Annotated in this window: 15 protein-coding genes and 1 pseudogene; 13 read left to right on the forward strand and 3 right to left on the reverse strand. The window is 71.5% G+C overall.

What is annotated here, in order from left to right; all coding sequences use genetic code 11:
* Positions 1-69 precede the first annotated feature (69 nt).
* Both ACH5AR_RS30100 and ACH5AR_RS30105 read right to left on the reverse strand, forming a co-directional pair.
* A complete protein-coding gene (locus ACH5AR_RS30100) occupies positions 70-741 on the reverse strand; it encodes a response regulator transcription factor (RefSeq protein ID WP_188299078.1) in 672 nt (223 codons plus the stop codon).
* Complete coding sequence (locus ACH5AR_RS30105; protein WP_396304690.1) at positions 742-1,647, reverse strand: RecB family exonuclease; 906 nt, start codon at positions 1,645-1,647, stop codon at positions 742-744.
* Positions 1,648-1,813: 166 nt separating this feature from the next.
* Here ACH5AR_RS30105 and ACH5AR_RS30110 point away from each other — a divergent pair, with 166 nt between their 5' ends.
* The 3 genes from ACH5AR_RS30110 to ACH5AR_RS30120 all read left to right on the forward strand — a co-directional run bounded on the left by ACH5AR_RS30110 (position 1,814) and on the right by ACH5AR_RS30120 (position 4,790).
* Positions 1,814-3,025: a site-2 protease family protein gene (locus ACH5AR_RS30110; RefSeq protein ID WP_396304691.1), complete on the forward strand. Its 1,212-nt coding sequence runs from the start codon at positions 1,814-1,816 to the stop codon at positions 3,023-3,025.
* A 59-nt stretch (positions 3,026-3,084) separates the two neighbouring features.
* The gene (locus ACH5AR_RS30115) at positions 3,085-4,044 is read left to right on the forward strand and encodes a tRNA (adenine-N1)-methyltransferase (RefSeq protein ID WP_396304692.1); all 960 of its coding nucleotides are present in this window, start codon (positions 3,085-3,087) and stop codon (positions 4,042-4,044) included.
* A gap of 131 nt (positions 4,045-4,175) precedes the next feature.
* Positions 4,176-4,790: a hypothetical protein gene (locus tag ACH5AR_RS30120; protein ID WP_396304693.1), complete on the forward strand. Its 615-nt coding sequence runs from the start codon at positions 4,176-4,178 to the stop codon at positions 4,788-4,790.
* 8 nt (positions 4,791-4,798) lie between these two features.
* Here the strand turns inward: ACH5AR_RS30120 and ACH5AR_RS30125 are convergent, their stop codons facing one another.
* On the reverse strand, positions 4,799-5,104 hold the full coding sequence (locus ACH5AR_RS30125) for a ferredoxin (RefSeq protein ID WP_396304694.1): 306 nt from the start codon (positions 5,102-5,104) through the stop codon (positions 4,799-4,801).
* A 286-nt stretch (positions 5,105-5,390) separates the two neighbouring features.
* Between ACH5AR_RS30125 and arc the strand changes: the two genes are divergently transcribed.
* From arc to ACH5AR_RS30175, 10 genes and pseudogenes are all read left to right on the forward strand, one after another.
* Complete coding sequence (arc, locus tag ACH5AR_RS30130) at positions 5,391-7,157, forward strand: proteasome ATPase (protein ID WP_396304695.1); 1,767 nt, start codon at positions 5,391-5,393, stop codon at positions 7,155-7,157.
* 229 nt (positions 7,158-7,386) lie between these two features.
* Positions 7,387-8,898: a depupylase/deamidase Dop gene (dop, locus tag ACH5AR_RS30135; protein ID WP_396304696.1), complete on the forward strand. Its 1,512-nt coding sequence runs from the start codon at positions 7,387-7,389 to the stop codon at positions 8,896-8,898.
* A gap of 174 nt (positions 8,899-9,072) precedes the next feature.
* Entirely contained in the window at positions 9,073-9,291 is a 219-nt protein-coding gene (locus ACH5AR_RS30140) for a ubiquitin-like protein Pup (RefSeq protein ID WP_049652012.1), read from the forward strand.
* A 132-nt stretch (positions 9,292-9,423) separates the two neighbouring features.
* Positions 9,424-9,501 (forward strand): annotated as a pseudogene (locus ACH5AR_RS30145) (recombination endonuclease VII); the annotation flags it as partial.
* A complete protein-coding gene (gene prcB, locus ACH5AR_RS30150) occupies positions 9,498-10,295 on the forward strand; it encodes a proteasome subunit beta (protein ID WP_396304748.1) in 798 nt (265 codons plus the stop codon). The pseudogene ACH5AR_RS30145 and the gene prcB, both read left to right, overlap by 4 nt.
* Positions 10,296-10,326: 31 nt before the next feature.
* Positions 10,327-11,082, forward strand: coding sequence for a proteasome subunit alpha (prcA, locus tag ACH5AR_RS30155; protein WP_396304697.1), 756 nt, complete (start codon positions 10,327-10,329; stop codon positions 11,080-11,082).
* Between the two features lie 120 nt (positions 11,083-11,202).
* On the forward strand, positions 11,203-12,564 hold the full coding sequence (gene pafA, locus ACH5AR_RS30160) for a Pup--protein ligase (protein WP_396304698.1): 1,362 nt from the start codon (positions 11,203-11,205) through the stop codon (positions 12,562-12,564).
* 124 nt (positions 12,565-12,688) lie between these two features.
* Positions 12,689-13,678, forward strand: a complete 990-nt coding sequence (locus tag ACH5AR_RS30165) for an FKBP-type peptidyl-prolyl cis-trans isomerase (RefSeq protein WP_396304699.1) — start codon at positions 12,689-12,691, stop codon at positions 13,676-13,678.
* A 203-nt stretch (positions 13,679-13,881) separates the two neighbouring features.
* Positions 13,882-15,195 carry an FKBP-type peptidyl-prolyl cis-trans isomerase gene (locus ACH5AR_RS30170; protein ID WP_396304700.1) on the forward strand — a complete coding sequence of 438 codons (1,314 nt, stop codon included), beginning with the start codon at positions 13,882-13,884 and terminating at the stop codon, positions 15,193-15,195.
* Between the two features lie 172 nt (positions 15,196-15,367).
* Entirely contained in the window at positions 15,368-15,751 is a 384-nt protein-coding gene (locus tag ACH5AR_RS30175; RefSeq protein WP_396304701.1) for an FKBP-type peptidyl-prolyl cis-trans isomerase, read from the forward strand.
* Positions 15,752-15,796: the final 45 nt, after the last annotated feature.

A 15,796-nucleotide genomic window follows, 5' to 3' on the forward strand; every position in this document is an offset into this window, starting at 1 on the left:
ATCCCCGTCGACCGGGGAGCGGACGGGCCGCCGTGACGTTTCTGCGGCCCGGCGGGCCGCCCAGGGGCGCTACAGGGCGCCCGGGCGCACCAGCCCGCTCTCGTAGGCGTACACCGCCGCCTGCACCCGGTCGCGCAGCTGGAGCTTGGTCAGCACGTGGCCCACGTGGGTCTTCACGGTGGTCTCGCTGACGAACAGCTCGGCCGCGATCTCCGCGTTCGACAGCCCGCGCGCCACCAGCTTCAGCACCTCCAGCTCGCGCTCGGTCAGCGCGCTCAGCGCCTGCGGCGGCGCCTCGTCGCCCGAGGGCAGCTTGGTGGCGTACATGTCCAGCAGCCGGCGGGTGATGCTCGGCGCCAGCATCGCCGCGCCGTCCGCGACCACCCGGATCGCCTGCACCAGCTCCTCGGCCGGGACGTCCTTCAGCAGGAAGCCGCTGGCGCCCGCGCGCAGCGCCTCCACCACGTACTCGTCCAGGTCGAACGTGGTCAGCACCAGGACCTTGGCCGGGCCGTCCCGCCCCGGGCCGGCGATCCGGCGGGTCGCCTCGACGCCGTCCATCCTGGGCATCCGGATGTCCATCAGCACCACGTCGGGCTGCAGCGCCCGCACCTGGTCCAGCGCCTGCTGTCCGTCCCCGGCCTCGCCGACCACCACGAGGTCGGACTCGGCCTCCAGGATCATCCGGAAACCGGTGCGCAGCAGCGGCTGGTCGTCGACCAGCAGCACTCGGATCGTCACCTAGGACTCCTTGCTCATCGGATCCCCCGTGGGATCGCTCTCATCCGACGTACGGGTCTGCTGCACGGGCAGCGGGTACGGCGGCGGGGTGCCGCCGAACTCCGGGCAGCTGGTCTGGTGGTCGCACCAGTCGCAGAGGCGGTTGCGGGTGGCCGGGAACTCCCCGGTGGCCACCGCGTGGCTGATCCGCTCCCACAGCGCCTGGAGCTTGCGCTCCACCGCCAGCAGGTCCGCCTGGTCCGGGTCGTAGCTGACCACGTCTCCGCCGCCGCCGAGGTAGACCAGCTGGAGGCGCTTGGGGATCACGCCCTTCCAGCGCCACACCACCAGGGCGTAGAACTTCATCTGGAACATCGCCTTGCCCTCGAAGTCCCGCGAGGGCGCCCGGCCGGTCTTGTAGTCCACCAGCCGGACCTCGCCGGTCGGGGCGACGTCCACCCGGTCGATGTAGCCGCGCAGCAGCAGCCCCGAGTCCAGCGCCGTCTCCACGTAGAGCTCCCGCTCCACCGGGTGCAGCCGGGTCGGGTCCTCCAGCCGGAACCACTGGCCGACCAGCTTCTCGGCGTCCGCCAGCCAGCGGGTGAGCGCCGCGCCGTCCGGGTCCTCCGGGAACAGCGAGCCCAGCTCCGGGCGCTCGCCCAGCAGCCGCTCCCACTGCGGGCGCAGCAGGCCCAGCGCCCGCTCCGGCGTCCGCTCGGCCGCCGGGCTGTCGAACAGCCGCTCCAGCACCGCGTGCACCAGGGTGCCCCGGGTCGCCGCCGGGCTCGGCGGCTCGGGCAGCCGGTCGATCACCCGCAGCCGGTACAGCAGGGGACAGGTGAGGAAGTCCCCCGCTCGGGACGGCGAGAGCCCGGTCGGGGGTGCCGCCGGACGCCCGGCGGCACTGCTGGTCTGGGTGTGCTGCATGGCTACGACCCTATTGCCCTTCGCTGTCATCCCGCTGCCACGGTGCTGCCACCGGGGCCGACGAGTGGGTATGAAGGCAGCAGGAGGCCCGCGCAGCGCCGGAGGGCCGCGATCACGTAGCGTGGGCGCACCGGGCACGACGGGGGAGACGACCGAAGGGATCACGGTGAGCGACAGCAGGGGGCAGCAGCCCTCCGACCGGCCACCGCAGGCGGGCGACGGGCGCCCGGCCGCGCCGCCGCCCGAGCGCCGCGGCGGCATCCTGATGGGCCGCCCCTTCGGCGTGCCGGTCTACGTGACCCCCTCCTGGTTCGTCATCGCCGCACTGATCACCTGGGCCTTCGGCGGACAGCTGGGCGACGTGCTGCCCGAGCTGGGCGGCGCCCGCTACCTGGTCGCGTTCTTCTTCGCCGTCGCCTTCTACGCCTCCGTGCTGGTCCACGAGCTCGCCCACACCGTGGTCGCGCTGCGCTACCGGCTCGGGGTCCGGCGGATCCAGCTCCAGTTCTTCGGCGGGGTCTCCGAGATCGAGAACGAGGCGCAGAGCCCCTGGCGGGAGTTCTGGCTGGCCTTCGTCGGCCCGCTGCTCTCCCTGCTGCTCGGCGGCGCCTTCTACCTCGCGGTGCGGGCCGTGGAGCTCTCCACGGTGCCCGGGGTGCTGCTGACCGGCCTGATGGTCTCCAACCTCGTCGTCGCCGCGTTCAACCTGCTGCCCGGCCTGCCGCTGGACGGCGGCCGGATGCTGCGCGCGGTCGTCTGGGCGGTCACCGGCAGGCCGATGGCGGGCACCGTGGCCGCCGCCTGGGTCGGCCGCGGGCTGGCCGTCGCCGTGCTGATCGGCCTGCCGCTGCTGAGCGCGGCCCGCGGGGTCGAGCGGACCACCACCGACACCCTGGTGGACGCGGTGCTGGCCGCGGTGCTCGCCGCGATCATCTGGAACGGCGCCACCGGCAGCCTGCGCAACGCCCGGCTCAAGGAGGCGCTGCCCGCCCTGCGGCTGCGCGAGCTGGCCCGCCGGGCCGTCGAGGTCACCGCCGACACCCCGCTCGGCGAGGCGCTGCGCCGTGCCCACGAGGCCCGGGCCGGCGCGGTGATCGTGGTGGACGGCCGGGGCGAGCCGATCGCCCTGCTGCGCGAGTCCGCCGTCCGCTCCGTGCCCGAGCACCGCCGCCCCTGGGTGGCCGTCGGCCCGCTCGCCCGCGACCTCGAACCCGGGCTGCGGCTGGACGCCGACCTCGGCGGCGAGGACCTGCTGCGGGCCGTCCAGGCCGCCCCGGCGGGGGAGTACCTGGTGGTCGAGCCGGACGGCCGGGTGTACGGCGTCGCCGCCCTCAGCGACATCGAGCAGCGGCTGACCGCCGCCGTCTCCGGGCGCTGACCGGGCGGGGCGATCACCCGCGTCCTGCGGAGCGGTCCGCTTCCCTTAGGATTGTCGGCATGTCCGAACCGACCGGTGCCGCCCGCCGACGCGGGCCCTTCCAGGTCGGGGACCAGGTCCAGCTGACCGATCCCAAGGGTCGCCACTACACGTTCACGCTCCAGGCCGGGAACCAGTTCCACACCCACAAGGGTGCGTTCCCGCACGACGAGCTGATCGGCGCTCCCGAGGGCACGGTCGTGCGCACCACGGGGAACGTCCCGTACCTCGCGCTGCGCCCCCTGCTCCCCGACTACGTCCTGTCCATGCCGCGCGGCGCCGCCGTGATCTACCCCAAGGACGCGGGGCAGATCCTGGCGATGGCCGACATCTTCGCGGGCGCCCGCGTGGTGGAGGCCGGAGTCGGCTCGGGCGCGCTCAGCACGTACCTGCTGCGCGCCGTCGGCGAGCACGGCATGCTGGCCTCCTACGAGCGCCGGCAGGACTTCGCCGACATCGCCCGGGGGAACGTCGAGCGCTACTTCGGCGGGCCGCACCCGGCGTGGAAGCTCACCGTCGGCGACCTCCAGGACAACCTGGTGGAGTCCGACGTCGACCGCGTCATCCTCGACATGCTGGCCCCCTGGGAGTGCCTGGACGTCGCCTCCAAGGCGCTCGTCCCCGGCGGCCTCATCTGCTGCTACGTGGCCACCACCACGCAGATGTCCAAGACCGTCGAGGCGCTGCGCGAGCACGGCACCTTCACCGAGCCGCAGGCCTGGGAGACCATGGTCCGCACCTGGCACCTGGAGGGCCTGGCCGTCCGCCCGGACCACCGGATGATCGGCCACACCGGCTTCCTGCTCACCGCCCGCCGCCTGGCGGACGGCGTCGAGCCGCCGCTGCGCCGCCGCCGCCCGGCCAAGGGCGCGTACGGCGAGGACTACGACAACGGGGCGCCCGAGCCCAGCCTCCAGGAGCGCGCCGCCGCCCGCAAGGCCGCCCGCGGCACGGACACGGACCAGCCCGACCTGGGCTGAGCCGACGGGACCACCGGGAAGGGGTGGCCGGGAGCGTTCCGCTCGCGGCCACCCCTTCGCCGTCCGCCGATGCCGGTGTGGGACGATGCTCGCTCACGCTTTGGTGGCCGGAGGCCTGGAGGGGACGCCTGGTGGAGACCGCGGTCGGGACGACGACGGCGAAGGCCGGACAGCAGACTCCGCGGGGCCGCACCGGGCCCGGGCACGCGCGCACCGCGCCCTGGCACTGGGCCCTCGCCCTGGCCGGCTGCGGCGCGGTCGTGGCGGCCGCGCTGGCCGCCTCCCCGGCGACCGGCACCCCGGTGTCCGCGCACGGCACTCCCGAGGCCCTCGCCGCGACCGTCGCCCCCGACCCGGCCCAGGTGCAACTCCCGCTGGACTGCGGCCCGTTCCCGGTCCGGACGGCGCTCACCGTACCCGCCCGGCTCGCCGACGGGCGCCCTGGCACGGTGGTCGCCGCGCACTGCGCCACCGAGACCGGCACCCCGCCGGACGCCGTCTTCCTGCTCGGCTTCGGCCCGGGCGGGCGCCCCGCGGTGGTGGCGACCCTGCTCACCGAGCGCGAGAACCTCACCGTGAGCCGGATCGCGGTGCGGTCGGACGGCGCCATCACCGGCCATGCGCAGGGGTATTCGAGCGAGGACGTGCCGAGGTTCCGGCCCGACGTCTCGCTCGACCTCACCTGGACGCACGGGGGCGGCGGCTGGGAACGCACCCAGACCGCCGCCCCGCTCTCCGCCGTGTGACGGACCGACTACTCCGCGTCCGGGCCGTACACCTCGACCCGGTCGGCGACCCGGCGCACGTGGATGCAGTCGCCGGGGCACTCCTTCGCCGAGTCCACCACGTCCTGAAGGATCGTCAGCGGCACTGGGGCGGTCTCCCCGGGCTGCTGGCGCAGCTCGTCGTCCGGCCCCTTCACGTAGGCCAGCCCGTCGATGTCGAGCTCGAAGACCTCGGGTGCGTACTGGGCGCAGATGCCGTCGCCGGTGCACAGGTCCTGGTCGATCCACACCTCCAGCGCCTCGGCGTCTGCCGCCGTCTGCTCGGTCACCGACATGGTCCCCTGCCGTTTCTGTCCCGGGTCGCCCCTATTCCTGGAGCAATCCCGCCATTCGTACAACGATCGGACCTCGACTTGTGGTCGCGATCGGATATCGCTTCGCTCGACGATACATCTGGCCCGCTTTGGGTGGTGCGCGGTGGGTATCCCCCTTAGCAGAGGGGAAGCACGCTGGGGCGAAGATCGGACACGCCCGTTCCATCTTTCTTGATCTAGGGGTTTACGGACCCCTGGTCCCAGGTAGGGTCTGGAAGCGTCCAGCTCCCCGGAGGAGGTGAGGACCGTGGCAGCCCACGATGACGACTACAACCGCAGCACCGGCAGGCCCGCTCGTGGTTCCGACGAGGCCGCTCAGGTCTCGTACCTTGAGCAGGAACTCGCCGTGCTGCGCCGCAAGCTCGCCGACTCGCCGCGCAATTCGAGGATCCTCGAAGAGCGGATCGTCGAGCTCCAGACCAACCTGGCGGGCGTGACCGCCCAGAACGAACGGCTCGCCTCCACCCTGCGCGAGGCCCGCGACCAGATCGTGGCCCTCAAGGAGGAAGTGGACCGGCTGGCCCAGCCCCCGGCCGGCTTCGGCACCTTCCTCGCCGCGAACGAGGACGGCACCGCCGACATCTTCACCGGCGGGCGCAAGCTCCGCGTGAACGTCAGCCCCACCGTCGCCCTCGACGAGGTGCGCCGCGGCCAGGAAGTGATGCTCAACGAGGCCCTCAACATCGTGGACGCGATGGCCTTCGAGAACATCGGCGAGATCGTCACCCTCAAGGAGCTCCTGGAGGACGGCGAGCGGGCCCTGGTCCTGGGGCACACCGACGAGGAGCGCGTGGTGCGGCTCGCCGAGCCGCTGCGCGGGCTGACCATCCGGGCGGGGGACGCGCTGCTGCTGGAGCCCCGCTCCGGCTACGTGTTCGAGGTCGTGCCGAAGGCCGAGGTCGAGGAGCTGGTCCTCGAGGAGGTCCCGGACATCGACTACCGCCAGATCGGCGGCCTGAGCAACCAGATCGAGCTGATCCGCGACGCGGTCGAGCTGCCGTACCTGCACGCCGACCTGTTCAAGGAGTACGAGCTGCGCCCGCCCAAGGGCGTGCTGCTCTACGGCCCGCCCGGCTGCGGCAAGACGCTGATCGCCAAGGCGGTCGCCAACTCGCTGGCGAAGAAGGTCGCCGAGGTCACCGGGCGCCCCCAGGGGAAGAGCTACTTCCTCAACATCAAGGGCCCCGAGCTGCTCAACAAGTACGTGGGCGAGACCGAGCGGCAGATCCGCCTGGTCTTCCAGCGGGCCCGGGAGAAGGCGGGCGAGGGCACGCCCGTCATCGTCTTCTTCGACGAGATGGAGTCGCTCTTCCGCACCCGCGGCTCCGGCGTCAGCTCGGACGTGGAGAACACCATCGTCCCGCAGCTGCTCGCCGAGATCGACGGCGTGGAGGGCCTGGAGAACGTCATCGTCATCGGCGCCTCGAACCGCGAGGACATGATCGACCCGGCGATCCTGCGGCCCGGCCGCCTGGACGTCAAGATCAAGATCGAGCGCCCGGACGCCGAGGCCGCGAAGGACATCTTCTCCAAGTACCTCAAGGACTCGCTGCCGTTCCACCCGGACGACCTCAAGGAGCACGACGGCTCCGTGGAGGCCACGGTGGCGGCGATGATCCAGTCGGTGGTGGAGCGGATGTACTCCGAGACCGAGGAGAACCGCTTCCTGGAGGTCACCTACGCCAACGGCGACAAGGAGGTCCTGTACTTCAAGGACTTCAACTCCGGCGCGATGATCCAGAACATCGTCGACCGCGCGAAGAAGATGGCCATCAAGGACTTCCTCGACCACGGTCAGCGCGGTCTGCGCGTCTCCCACCTGCTCGCCGCCTGCGTGGACGAGTTCAAGGAGAACGAGGACCTCCCGAACACCACCAACCCGGACGACTGGGCCCGCATCTCCGGCAAGAAGGGCGAGCGGATCGTCTTCATCCGCACGCTGGTCACCGGCAAGCAGGGCGCCGAGTCCGGCCGCTCCATCGACACTGTCGCCAACACGGGGCAGTACCTGTAAGCACACGGTTGGTCCGGGCCGGCAGCGGTCCCCGGAGCTGTACGCACACCGTCCGGCTGTGGCGCCTCGCGGCCCCGCAGCCGGACGGCGCGTCTCCGGGCCCGCCGGCCGGCCCCGGGTTCTAGGCTCGACCCACCGTCCGCGGGCAGAGGCCCGGCGTCGGTGTTGTTCGGCGGTACGTCAGAGTGCTCCGCCCGTCGGGGGCGGCGCACCGGGCAAGGAGGGCCGCATGACCGTACGGCGAGTGATGGGCATCGAGACCGAGTACGGCATCTCCGTACCCGGGCACCCCAACGCCAACGCCATGCTCACCTCGTCCCAGATCGTCAACGCGTACGCGGCGGCGATGCACCGGGCACGGCGGGCCCGCTGGGACTTCGAGGAGGAGAATCCGCTGCGCGACGCACGGGGGTTCGACCTGGCCCGCGAGGTCGCGGACGCCAGCCAGCTGACCGACGAGGACATCGGCCTCGCCAACGTCATCCTCACCAACGGGGCCCGGTTCTACGTGGACCACGCGCACCCCGAGTACAGCTCGCCCGAGGTGACCAACCCGCGTGACGCCGTGCTCTGGGACAAGGCCGGCGAGCGGATCATGGCGGCCGCCGCGCAACGCGCGCTGGAGCTGCCCAACGGGCAGAACATCCACCTGTACAAGAACAACACCGACAACAAGGGCGCCTCCTACGGCACCCACGAGAACTACCTGATGAAGCGGGCGACACCGTTCGCCGACATCGTCCGCCACCTCACCCCGTTCTTCGTCTCCCGCCAGGTGGTCACCGGCGCCGGCCGGGTCGGCATCGGCCAGGACGGTTCGGCGCACGGCTTCCAGATCAGCCAGCGGGCCGACTACTTCGAGGTCGAGGTGGGCCTGGAGACGACGCTCAAGCGCCCGATCATCAACACCCGGGACGAGCCGCACGCCGACGCCGAGAAGTACCGCCGGCTGCACGTGATCATCGGGGACGCCAACCTCTCCGAGATCTCCACCTACCTCAAGCTGGGCACCACCGCGCTGGTGCTGTCGATGATCGAGGACTCCTTCATCGCGGCCGACCTCGCCGTCGACCAGCCGGTGCGCACCCTGCACCGGGTCTCCCACGACCCGACGCTCACCCACCTGGTCACCCTGCGCAACGGGCGCAAGCTCACCGCCGTCCAGCTCCAGCTGGAGTACTGCGAGCTGGCCCGCAAGTACGTCGAGGACCGCTTCGGCACCGACGCGGACGAGCAGACGGTGGACGTGCTGGCCCGCTGGGAGGACGTCCTCGGCCGGCTGGAGCGCGACCCGATGTCGCTCTCCCGGCAGCTGGACTGGGTCGCCAAGCGGGAGATCCTGGAGGGCTACCGCAGCCGGGACGCCCTGGAGTGGGACAACCCGCGGCTGCACCTGGTCGACCTCCAGTACAGCGACGTGCGGCCCGAGAAGGGCCTCTACAACCGCCTGGTGGCCCGCGGCAGGTTCGACCGGCTGCTCACCGAGGAGGAGGTCGAGCGGGCCGTCTCCAAGCCGCCGGAGGACACCCGGGCGTACTTCCGCGGGCGCTGCCTGGAGCAGTACGCGGAGCACGTCGCGGCGGCCTCCTGGGACTCGGTGATCTTCGACCTGCCCGGCCGGGACTCGTTGCAGCGCGTGCCCACCCTGGAGCCGCTGCGCGGGACCCGCAACCACGTCAAGGAGCTGCTCGACCGCTGCCGCACGGCCGAGGACCTGCTCCGCGTGCTGTCCGGCGGGTAACTTTTCGATCACCACGGGTGAACGTCCGCCGAATGGGAATCATCCGGGGTGGCAGCGGGTGTCGGACACGAAGCGCCACCGGCAAACCGGGAGCGGCAGTCGCACCTTGTGTATAGGGTCGTTGCAGCAAGCGGCGACCCGACCGTGCCAGACGAATCGAGCGGGGTGAGGGAAATGGCGAGCAAGGACACCGGCGGCGGCCAGCAGCGGGCGAACCGTTCCTCCGAGGAGGTCGAGGAGCAGGCCGCGGAAAGCCAGAATTCCGAGGACCTCAAGGAGCGTCAGGAAAAGCTGAGCGACGACGTCGACGCGGTGCTGGACGAAATCGACGAGGTGCTCGAGTCGAACGCCGAGGATTTCGTCCGGGGATTCGTCCAGAAGGGCGGGCAGTAGTCCGGTCCCGGTATTCCGAATTCACGGTCGCGACCGTTCCGGGCGGTCGGGTGGTGCGAACCGCCCGGCCGCCCGGCACCGGCCCCTCCACCCCTGGACAGTGATCGTCGGGCGGGTAGGGTGCGGGCAGCGCGCGCTTCAAGCTACCTGGAAGGAATCGTGTGGAAGCCAACACTCGTGGCACCGGGCGTCTACCGGCTGCCTTCCTGACCCCGGGGTCGTCGTCGTTCATCGACTTCCTCGCCGACCACCAGCCGGAGCTGCTCCCCGGCCGCCGCGGGCTGCCCGAGGGCGTCATGGTCGAGGCCCCGCACGGGACCACGATCGTCGCCGCGGTCTTCGACGGCGGCGTGGTGATCGCGGGTGACCGGCGGGCGACGATGGGCAACGTGATCGCCCAGCGCGACATGGAGAAGGTCTTCCCGGCCGACGAGTTCAGCGCGGTCGGCATCGCCGGCACCGCGGGCCTCGCGATCGAGATGGTCCGGCTGTTCCAGCTGGAGCTGGAGCACTACGAGAAGATCGAGGGCGCCACCCTCTCGCTGGAGGGCAAGGCCAACCGGCTCACCACCATGATCCGGGGCAACCTGGGCATGGCGATGCAGGGCCTCGCGGTGGTGCCGCTGTTCGCGGGCTACGACCTGGACCTCGGCCGCGGCCGGATCTTCAGCTACGACGTCACCGGCGGGCGCTCCGAGGAGCGGGGCTTCACCGCCACCGGTTCGGGCTCGGTCTTCGCCCGCGGCTCGATGAAGAAGCTCTACCGCGAGGGCCTGACGGCCGACCAGGCCGTCACCATGGTCGTCCAGGCGCTGTACGACGCCGCGGACGACGACTCCGCCACCGGCGGCCCGGACCTCGCCCGCAAGATCTTCCCGATCGTCTCGCTGATCACCGAGGACGGCTTCCGCCGGCTCACGGAGGCCGAGGTCACGGAGGTCGCCGTCGCCGTCACCGACGAGCGCCTGGCCCGGCCCAACGGCCCGCAGGCCCCGCTGATCTAGCTTCCACCTCACAGGAAAGGGACGACCGCCGGTGTCGACACCGTTCTACGTCTCACCCCAGCAGGCCATGGCGGACCGCGCGGAGTACGCCCGCAAGGGCATCGCGCGCGGTCGCAGCGTGGTCGTGCTCACCTACGCCGACGGCATCGTCTTCGTCGCGGAGAACACCTCCAGGGCTCTCCACAAGGTCTCCGAGATCTACGACAAGATCGCCTTCGCGGCGGTCGGCCGCTACAACGAGTTCGAGAACCTGCGCATCGGCGGCGTCCGCTACGCCGACCTGCGCGGCTACTCCTACGACCGGGCCGACGTCACGGCCCGCGGCCTGGCCAACGTGTACGCCCAGACCCTGGGCACGATCTTCTCCTCGGTCGGCGAGAAGCCGTACGAGGTCGAGCTGATCGTCGCCGAGGTCGGCCGCACCGCGGACAACGACCAGATCTACCGGCTCACGCCGGACGGCTCGGTCGTGGACGAGAAGAACTACGTGGTGGTCGGCGGCAACGCCGACTCGATCGGCACCTACCTGGGCACGCGCCACCGCGCCGGGATGAGCCTCACCGAGGCGGTGAAGGTCGCGGTGGACTCGCTCGCCCGCGACCCGAACGGCGGCAGCCCGCGCAGCCTCACGCCGGAGCAGCTGGAGGTCGCCGTCCTGGACCGCCAGCGGTTCCAGCAGCGCAAGTTCAAGCGGATCCTGGGCAACCAGCTGGGCCGGCTGCTCGACGGGGACCAGTCCGCGGAGGCGGACGACGAGGAGAACCCGGCGGACGGCACGCCGGTGTAGCAGTGCCTGTGGAGTCCCGTGCGGCGGCCCTGCCGCCGCCGTGCGGGACTCCGGTGCCCCTGCGGCGGCCCAGTCGTCGTGGAGGCGGTTTCGGACAGCTCCGACAAGAATGGAGTGCTCATGGACCGCCGGATTTTCGGGCTGGAGAACGAGTACGGCGTGACCTGCACGTTCCGCGGGCAGCGGCGGCTGTCGCCGGACGAGGTGGCGCGGTACCTGTTCCGCCGGGTCGTCTCCTGGGGCCGCAGCAGCAACGTCTTCCTGCGCAACGGCGCCCGCCTGTACCTGGACGTCGGCTCCCACCCCGAGTACGCCACCCCCGAGTGCGACGACGTCGTCGAGCTGGTGACGCACGACAAGGCCGGCGAGCGCATCCTCGAAGGGCTCCTGGTGGACGCCGAGCGGCGGCTGCACGAGGAGGGCATCGCGGGGGACGTCTACCTCTTCAAGAACAACACCGACTCGGCCGGGAACTCCTACGGCTGCCACGAGAACTACCTGGTCGCCCGGCACGGCGAGTTCTCCCGGCTGGCCGACGTGCTGATCCCCTTCCTGGTCACCCGGCAGCTGATCTGCGGCGCCGGCAAGGTGCTCCAGACCCCGCGCGGCGCGGTGTACTGCGTCAGCCAGCGGGCCGAGCACATCTGGGAGGGCGTCAGCTCCGCCACCACCCGCTCGCGCCCGATCATCAACACCCGGGACGAGCCGCACGCGGACGCCGAGCGCTACCGCCGGCTGCACGTGATCGTCGGCGACTCCAACATGTCGGAGACCACGACGCTGCTCAAGGTGGGCGCCACCGACCTGGTGCTGCGGCTGATCGAGGCCGGGGTGGTGATGCGCGACCTCACCCTGGAGAACCCGATCCGGGCGATCCGCGAGGTCAGCCACGACCTCACCGGCACCCACCAGGTGCGGCTGGCCAACGGCCGGGAGGCCAGCGCGCTGGACATCCAGGAGGAGTACTTCACCAAGGCCCTGGAGTTCGCCGACCGCAAGGGCATCAACACCGGCACCGTCGCCCGGGTCCTCGACCTGTGGGGCCGCACCCTGGAGGCCGTCCGCTCCGAGCAGCTGGACGGGGTCGCCCAGGAGATCGACTGGATCATGAAGTACAAGCTCATCGAGCGCTACCGCGAGAAGCACCAGATGAGCATGTCCAACCCGCGGGTGGCCCAGATCGACCTCGCGTACCACGACATCCACCGCCGCCGGGGCCTGTTCTACCTGCTCCAGGGCAAGGGCCAGGCGCAGCGGGTGACCACCGACCTCAGGACCTTCGAGGCCAAGTCGATCCCGCCGCAGACCACCCGGGCCCGGCTGCGCGGGGACTTCATCCGGCGGGCGCAGGAGCAGCGCCGGGACTTCACGGTGGACTGGGTGCACCTGAAGCTGAACGACCAGGCGCAGCGCACGGTGCTGTGCAAGGACCCGTTCCGCTCGGTGGACGAGCGGGTGGAGAAGCTGATCGCGGGGATGTAGCCGCGCGGCGGTGTGATCGAGGACGCCTCCGGCCCCGGTGCTGCCTACCGGGGCCGGAGGCGTGCCGGGCATACGCTGTCCGTCGAGTCAGGAGAGCCGACTTCGACCGACAGTTAGGACCACCGTGCGCCGCACCGCCGGTTTGCTTCTCACCCTGCCGCTGCTGCTCGCGGCCGCCTGCGGCAGTTCCCCCAAGGCGGCCGGCCCGGCGTCGCCGTCCCCGGCGAGCGCCGCCCCGACGGTGCCCGCGCCGGTCGGCGAGGCGTCACCGATGCCCACTCTTTCGGGTGGCGGTTTCGGCAGCAAGGCCACCATCACGCTGCCCGAGGGGCAGCAGCCCAGCGGCCAGTTCGTGGTGAACACGGTCAGCGAGGGCGAGCGGGCGACCGTCAACAAGGGCGACTGGGTGACGGTCAACTACACCGCCAAGGACTGGAGCACGGGCAAGGACCTGCCCAGCTCGTACGACGCCAACGGCAAGCCGCAGCTCTACCAGGCCGGCAGCGGGCAGCTGGTGCCCGCGCTGGACCAGAGCGTGATCGGCAAGAAGGTGGGCACCCGGCTGCTGGTGGTGGCCCCGCCGGCGGCGGCCTTCGGCGAGCAGGGCTCCACCCAGCTGGGCGTCAACAAGGGCGACACCGTGGTGTTCGTGCTGGACGTCATGGAGAGCCTGCCGCCGGACTCCACGCTGACCGGGACGATGACCGAGCCGGCCGCGCCCCTGCCGCAGGTCAAGGACAACGGCAAGGCGCCGGCGACGATCACCGTCCCGGCCGGGCAGGCCGCGCCGACCGACCTCCAGCAGGCGGTGCTGATCAAGGGGGAGGGCAAGCAGGTCAAGAGCGGGCAGACCCTGGTGGTGCAGTACACCGGGGTGCTGTGGGCCAACGGCCAGCAGTTCGACGCCTCCTGGACGCACGGCGGCGCGCAGGCGGTGCAGATCGGCACCGGCAGCGTGATCGAGGGCTGGGACAAGGGGCTGGTCGGGCAGACCGTCGGCAGCCGGGTCCTGCTGGTGGTGCCGCCGTCGCTCGGCTACCAGGACAAGGCGCAGGGCGCGGTGCCGGCGAACTCGACCCTGGTCTTCGTGATCGACATTCTCGAAGCGGTCTAGGAACTCAGCCGGAGGATTCCGTACGCTTGGGCGGACGCTCGTACAACGAAGCGTCCGCCCTCATCCTGAGCTGTCATACTGCCCACGCACTGTGGCAGGCGCCGCCCGGTGCCCGGGTCCGGGGCGGGCGGTGCGACCGCAGGCCGGCGTGCCCACGCCGGGCGCAGACCTGGAAGACCTCGTGGCGAGATGGATGGGGAGTCATGACTGAGAAGACGCCGAGCCCGGGCGGGGCCGGTCCCGCGGCGAACGACAGCTCTGCGGGTGACCCGGTCGCCTCCCGCCCCGGCGGCCCGGTCGGCGGGGAGCGCGAGTCGATCGTCGTTCCCCCGGCGATCCTCGCGCAGCAGGCGGGCTGGGCGAAGCCCGGCGAGGCGCCGCGCGTCCCGGGCGGTACCAGGACGGACGACGCCCCGCAGATCTTCGCCTCCAACGTGCGCAAGACCGACACCTCGGAGGCCGGGTACGACGAGAACCCGCCCGGCGTCGGCAAGCTGGGCGTCATCCTCGGCACGGTGATCGCCCTGCTGCTGGTCGGCAGCGGCGTCACGCTGTACATGGTGAACAAGGACGGCTCCAAGGACACCGCCGCGGCCGCGCCGGACGCCGCCAAGAGCGCGCCGCCCACGCCGACCGCCGAGCCGGTGCCGCCGATCAAGGACAGCGCCAAGGTGCTGCCGACCGTCACCGGCGAATTCGGCAAGAAGGCCGAGATCCAGATCCCGGGCGAGGCCTCGGACGGCTCCTTCGTCGTCAAGGTGCTCACCGAGGGCACCGGCCCCAAGGTGGAGAAGAACTCCTGGGCATCGGTGGACTACACCGCCAAGGACTGGAACACCGGCAAGGACATCCCGAGCTCGTACGACGCCAACGGGAAGCCGCAGATCTTCCAGGCCGGCACCGACGCGCTGATCCCGGCCCTGGACCAGGCCGTGATCGGCAAGAAGGCCGGCAGCCGGCTGCTGGTGGTGGCCCCGCCGGCCGCCGCGTTCGGCGCCCAGGGCAAGGCCGACATGTCGATCGGCCCCAAGGACGACCTGGTCTTCGTGATCGACGTCCGCAACGCCAACGCGCCCGACGCCGTGGTGAGCGGGACGGTCACCCCGCCGCCGGCGGACTTCCCGCAGGTCAAGGACAACGGCAAGAAGCCGGCCGAGATCACCCCGGTGGCCGGGGCGAAGGACCCGACCGAGCTGAAGTCCCACGTCCTGATCAAGGGCAGCGGGCCGAAGGTGGAGAAGGGCGAGAAGGTCGTCGTCCAGTACACCGGCGCGCTGTTCTCCAGCGGCAAGGTGTTCGACTCCTCGCTCAGCAAGGGCCAGGCGTTCAGCTTCTCGGTGGGCGGCGGCCAGGTCATCCAGGGCTGGGACCAGGGCCTGGAGGGCCAGACCGTCGGCAGCCGGGTCGAGCTGGTGATCCCCGCCTCGCTGGGCTACGGCGACAAGGGCCAGGGCGACATCCCGGCCGGTGCGACGCTGGTCTTCGTGGTGGACATCCTCGACGCGGGTCAGGGCTGATCCACTTTCGGGTGACAATGGTGCACGTGTGACCTTCGGGTCCGGCCGCGTGGCCGGACCCGGACGGGCGGCGGGCGCGCGTACCGTGGTCCGTCCGGACGGCTGTCCGGGCGGACCGGGGCGGGCGCCCGCCGCTTGGTCGTGAATGCAAGCGAATGCGAGAAGAGGGACTGTGAGCGCCAACCTCAACGAGAAGCCCGAGATCGACTTCCCGGTCGGCGAGGCCCCGTCGGAGCTGAAGATCCGCGACATCGTCGTCGGTGACGGCGCGGAGGCCAAGCCGGGCCAGAACGTCAGCGTCCGCTACGTCGGCGTGACCTTCGAGACCGGTGAGGAGTTCGACGCGAGCTGGAACCGGGGCACCGCCCCGTTCCAGTTCCCGCTGGGCAAGGGCCGCGTCATCAAGGGCTGGGACCAGGGCGTCGTCGGCATGAAGGTCGGCGGCCGCCGCGAGCTGACCATCCCGTCGCACCTGGCGTACGGCGCCCAGTCGCCGACGCCGGCGATCCCGCCGCACTCGACCCTGATCTTCGTGGTCGACCTGCTGGCCGTCTGAGTCCGCGCCGACCGTGGGCCGGACCCCTCCGGGGGCCCGGCCCAC

Source organism: Kitasatospora sp. NPDC018619, assembly GCF_044391605.1.
Classification (GTDB): domain Bacteria; phylum Actinomycetota; class Actinomycetes; order Streptomycetales; family Streptomycetaceae; genus Kitasatospora.

What these genes read in the sequence shown, in the direction of transcription:
- ACH5AR_RS30105 (WP_396304690.1), bottom strand. Translation starts at nt 1,647, where the DNA reads ATGCAGCACACCCAGACCAGCAGTGCCGCCGGGCGTCCGGCGGCACCC.
- ACH5AR_RS30115 (WP_396304692.1), top strand. Translation starts at nt 3,085, where the DNA reads ATGTCCGAACCGACCGGTGCCGCCCGCCGACGCGGGCCCTTCCAGGTC.
- ACH5AR_RS30125 (WP_396304694.1), bottom strand. Translation starts at nt 5,104, where the DNA reads ATGTCGGTGACCGAGCAGACGGCGGCAGACGCCGAGGCGCTGGAGGTG.
- dop (WP_396304696.1), top strand. Translation starts at nt 7,387, where the DNA reads ATGACCGTACGGCGAGTGATGGGCATCGAGACCGAGTACGGCATCTCC.
- ACH5AR_RS30140 (WP_049652012.1), top strand. Translation starts at nt 9,073, where the DNA reads ATGGCGAGCAAGGACACCGGCGGCGGCCAGCAGCGGGCGAACCGTTCC.
- pafA (WP_396304698.1), top strand. Translation starts at nt 11,203, where the DNA reads ATGGACCGCCGGATTTTCGGGCTGGAGAACGAGTACGGCGTGACCTGC.
- ACH5AR_RS30170 (WP_396304700.1), top strand. Translation starts at nt 13,882, where the DNA reads ATGACTGAGAAGACGCCGAGCCCGGGCGGGGCCGGTCCCGCGGCGAAC.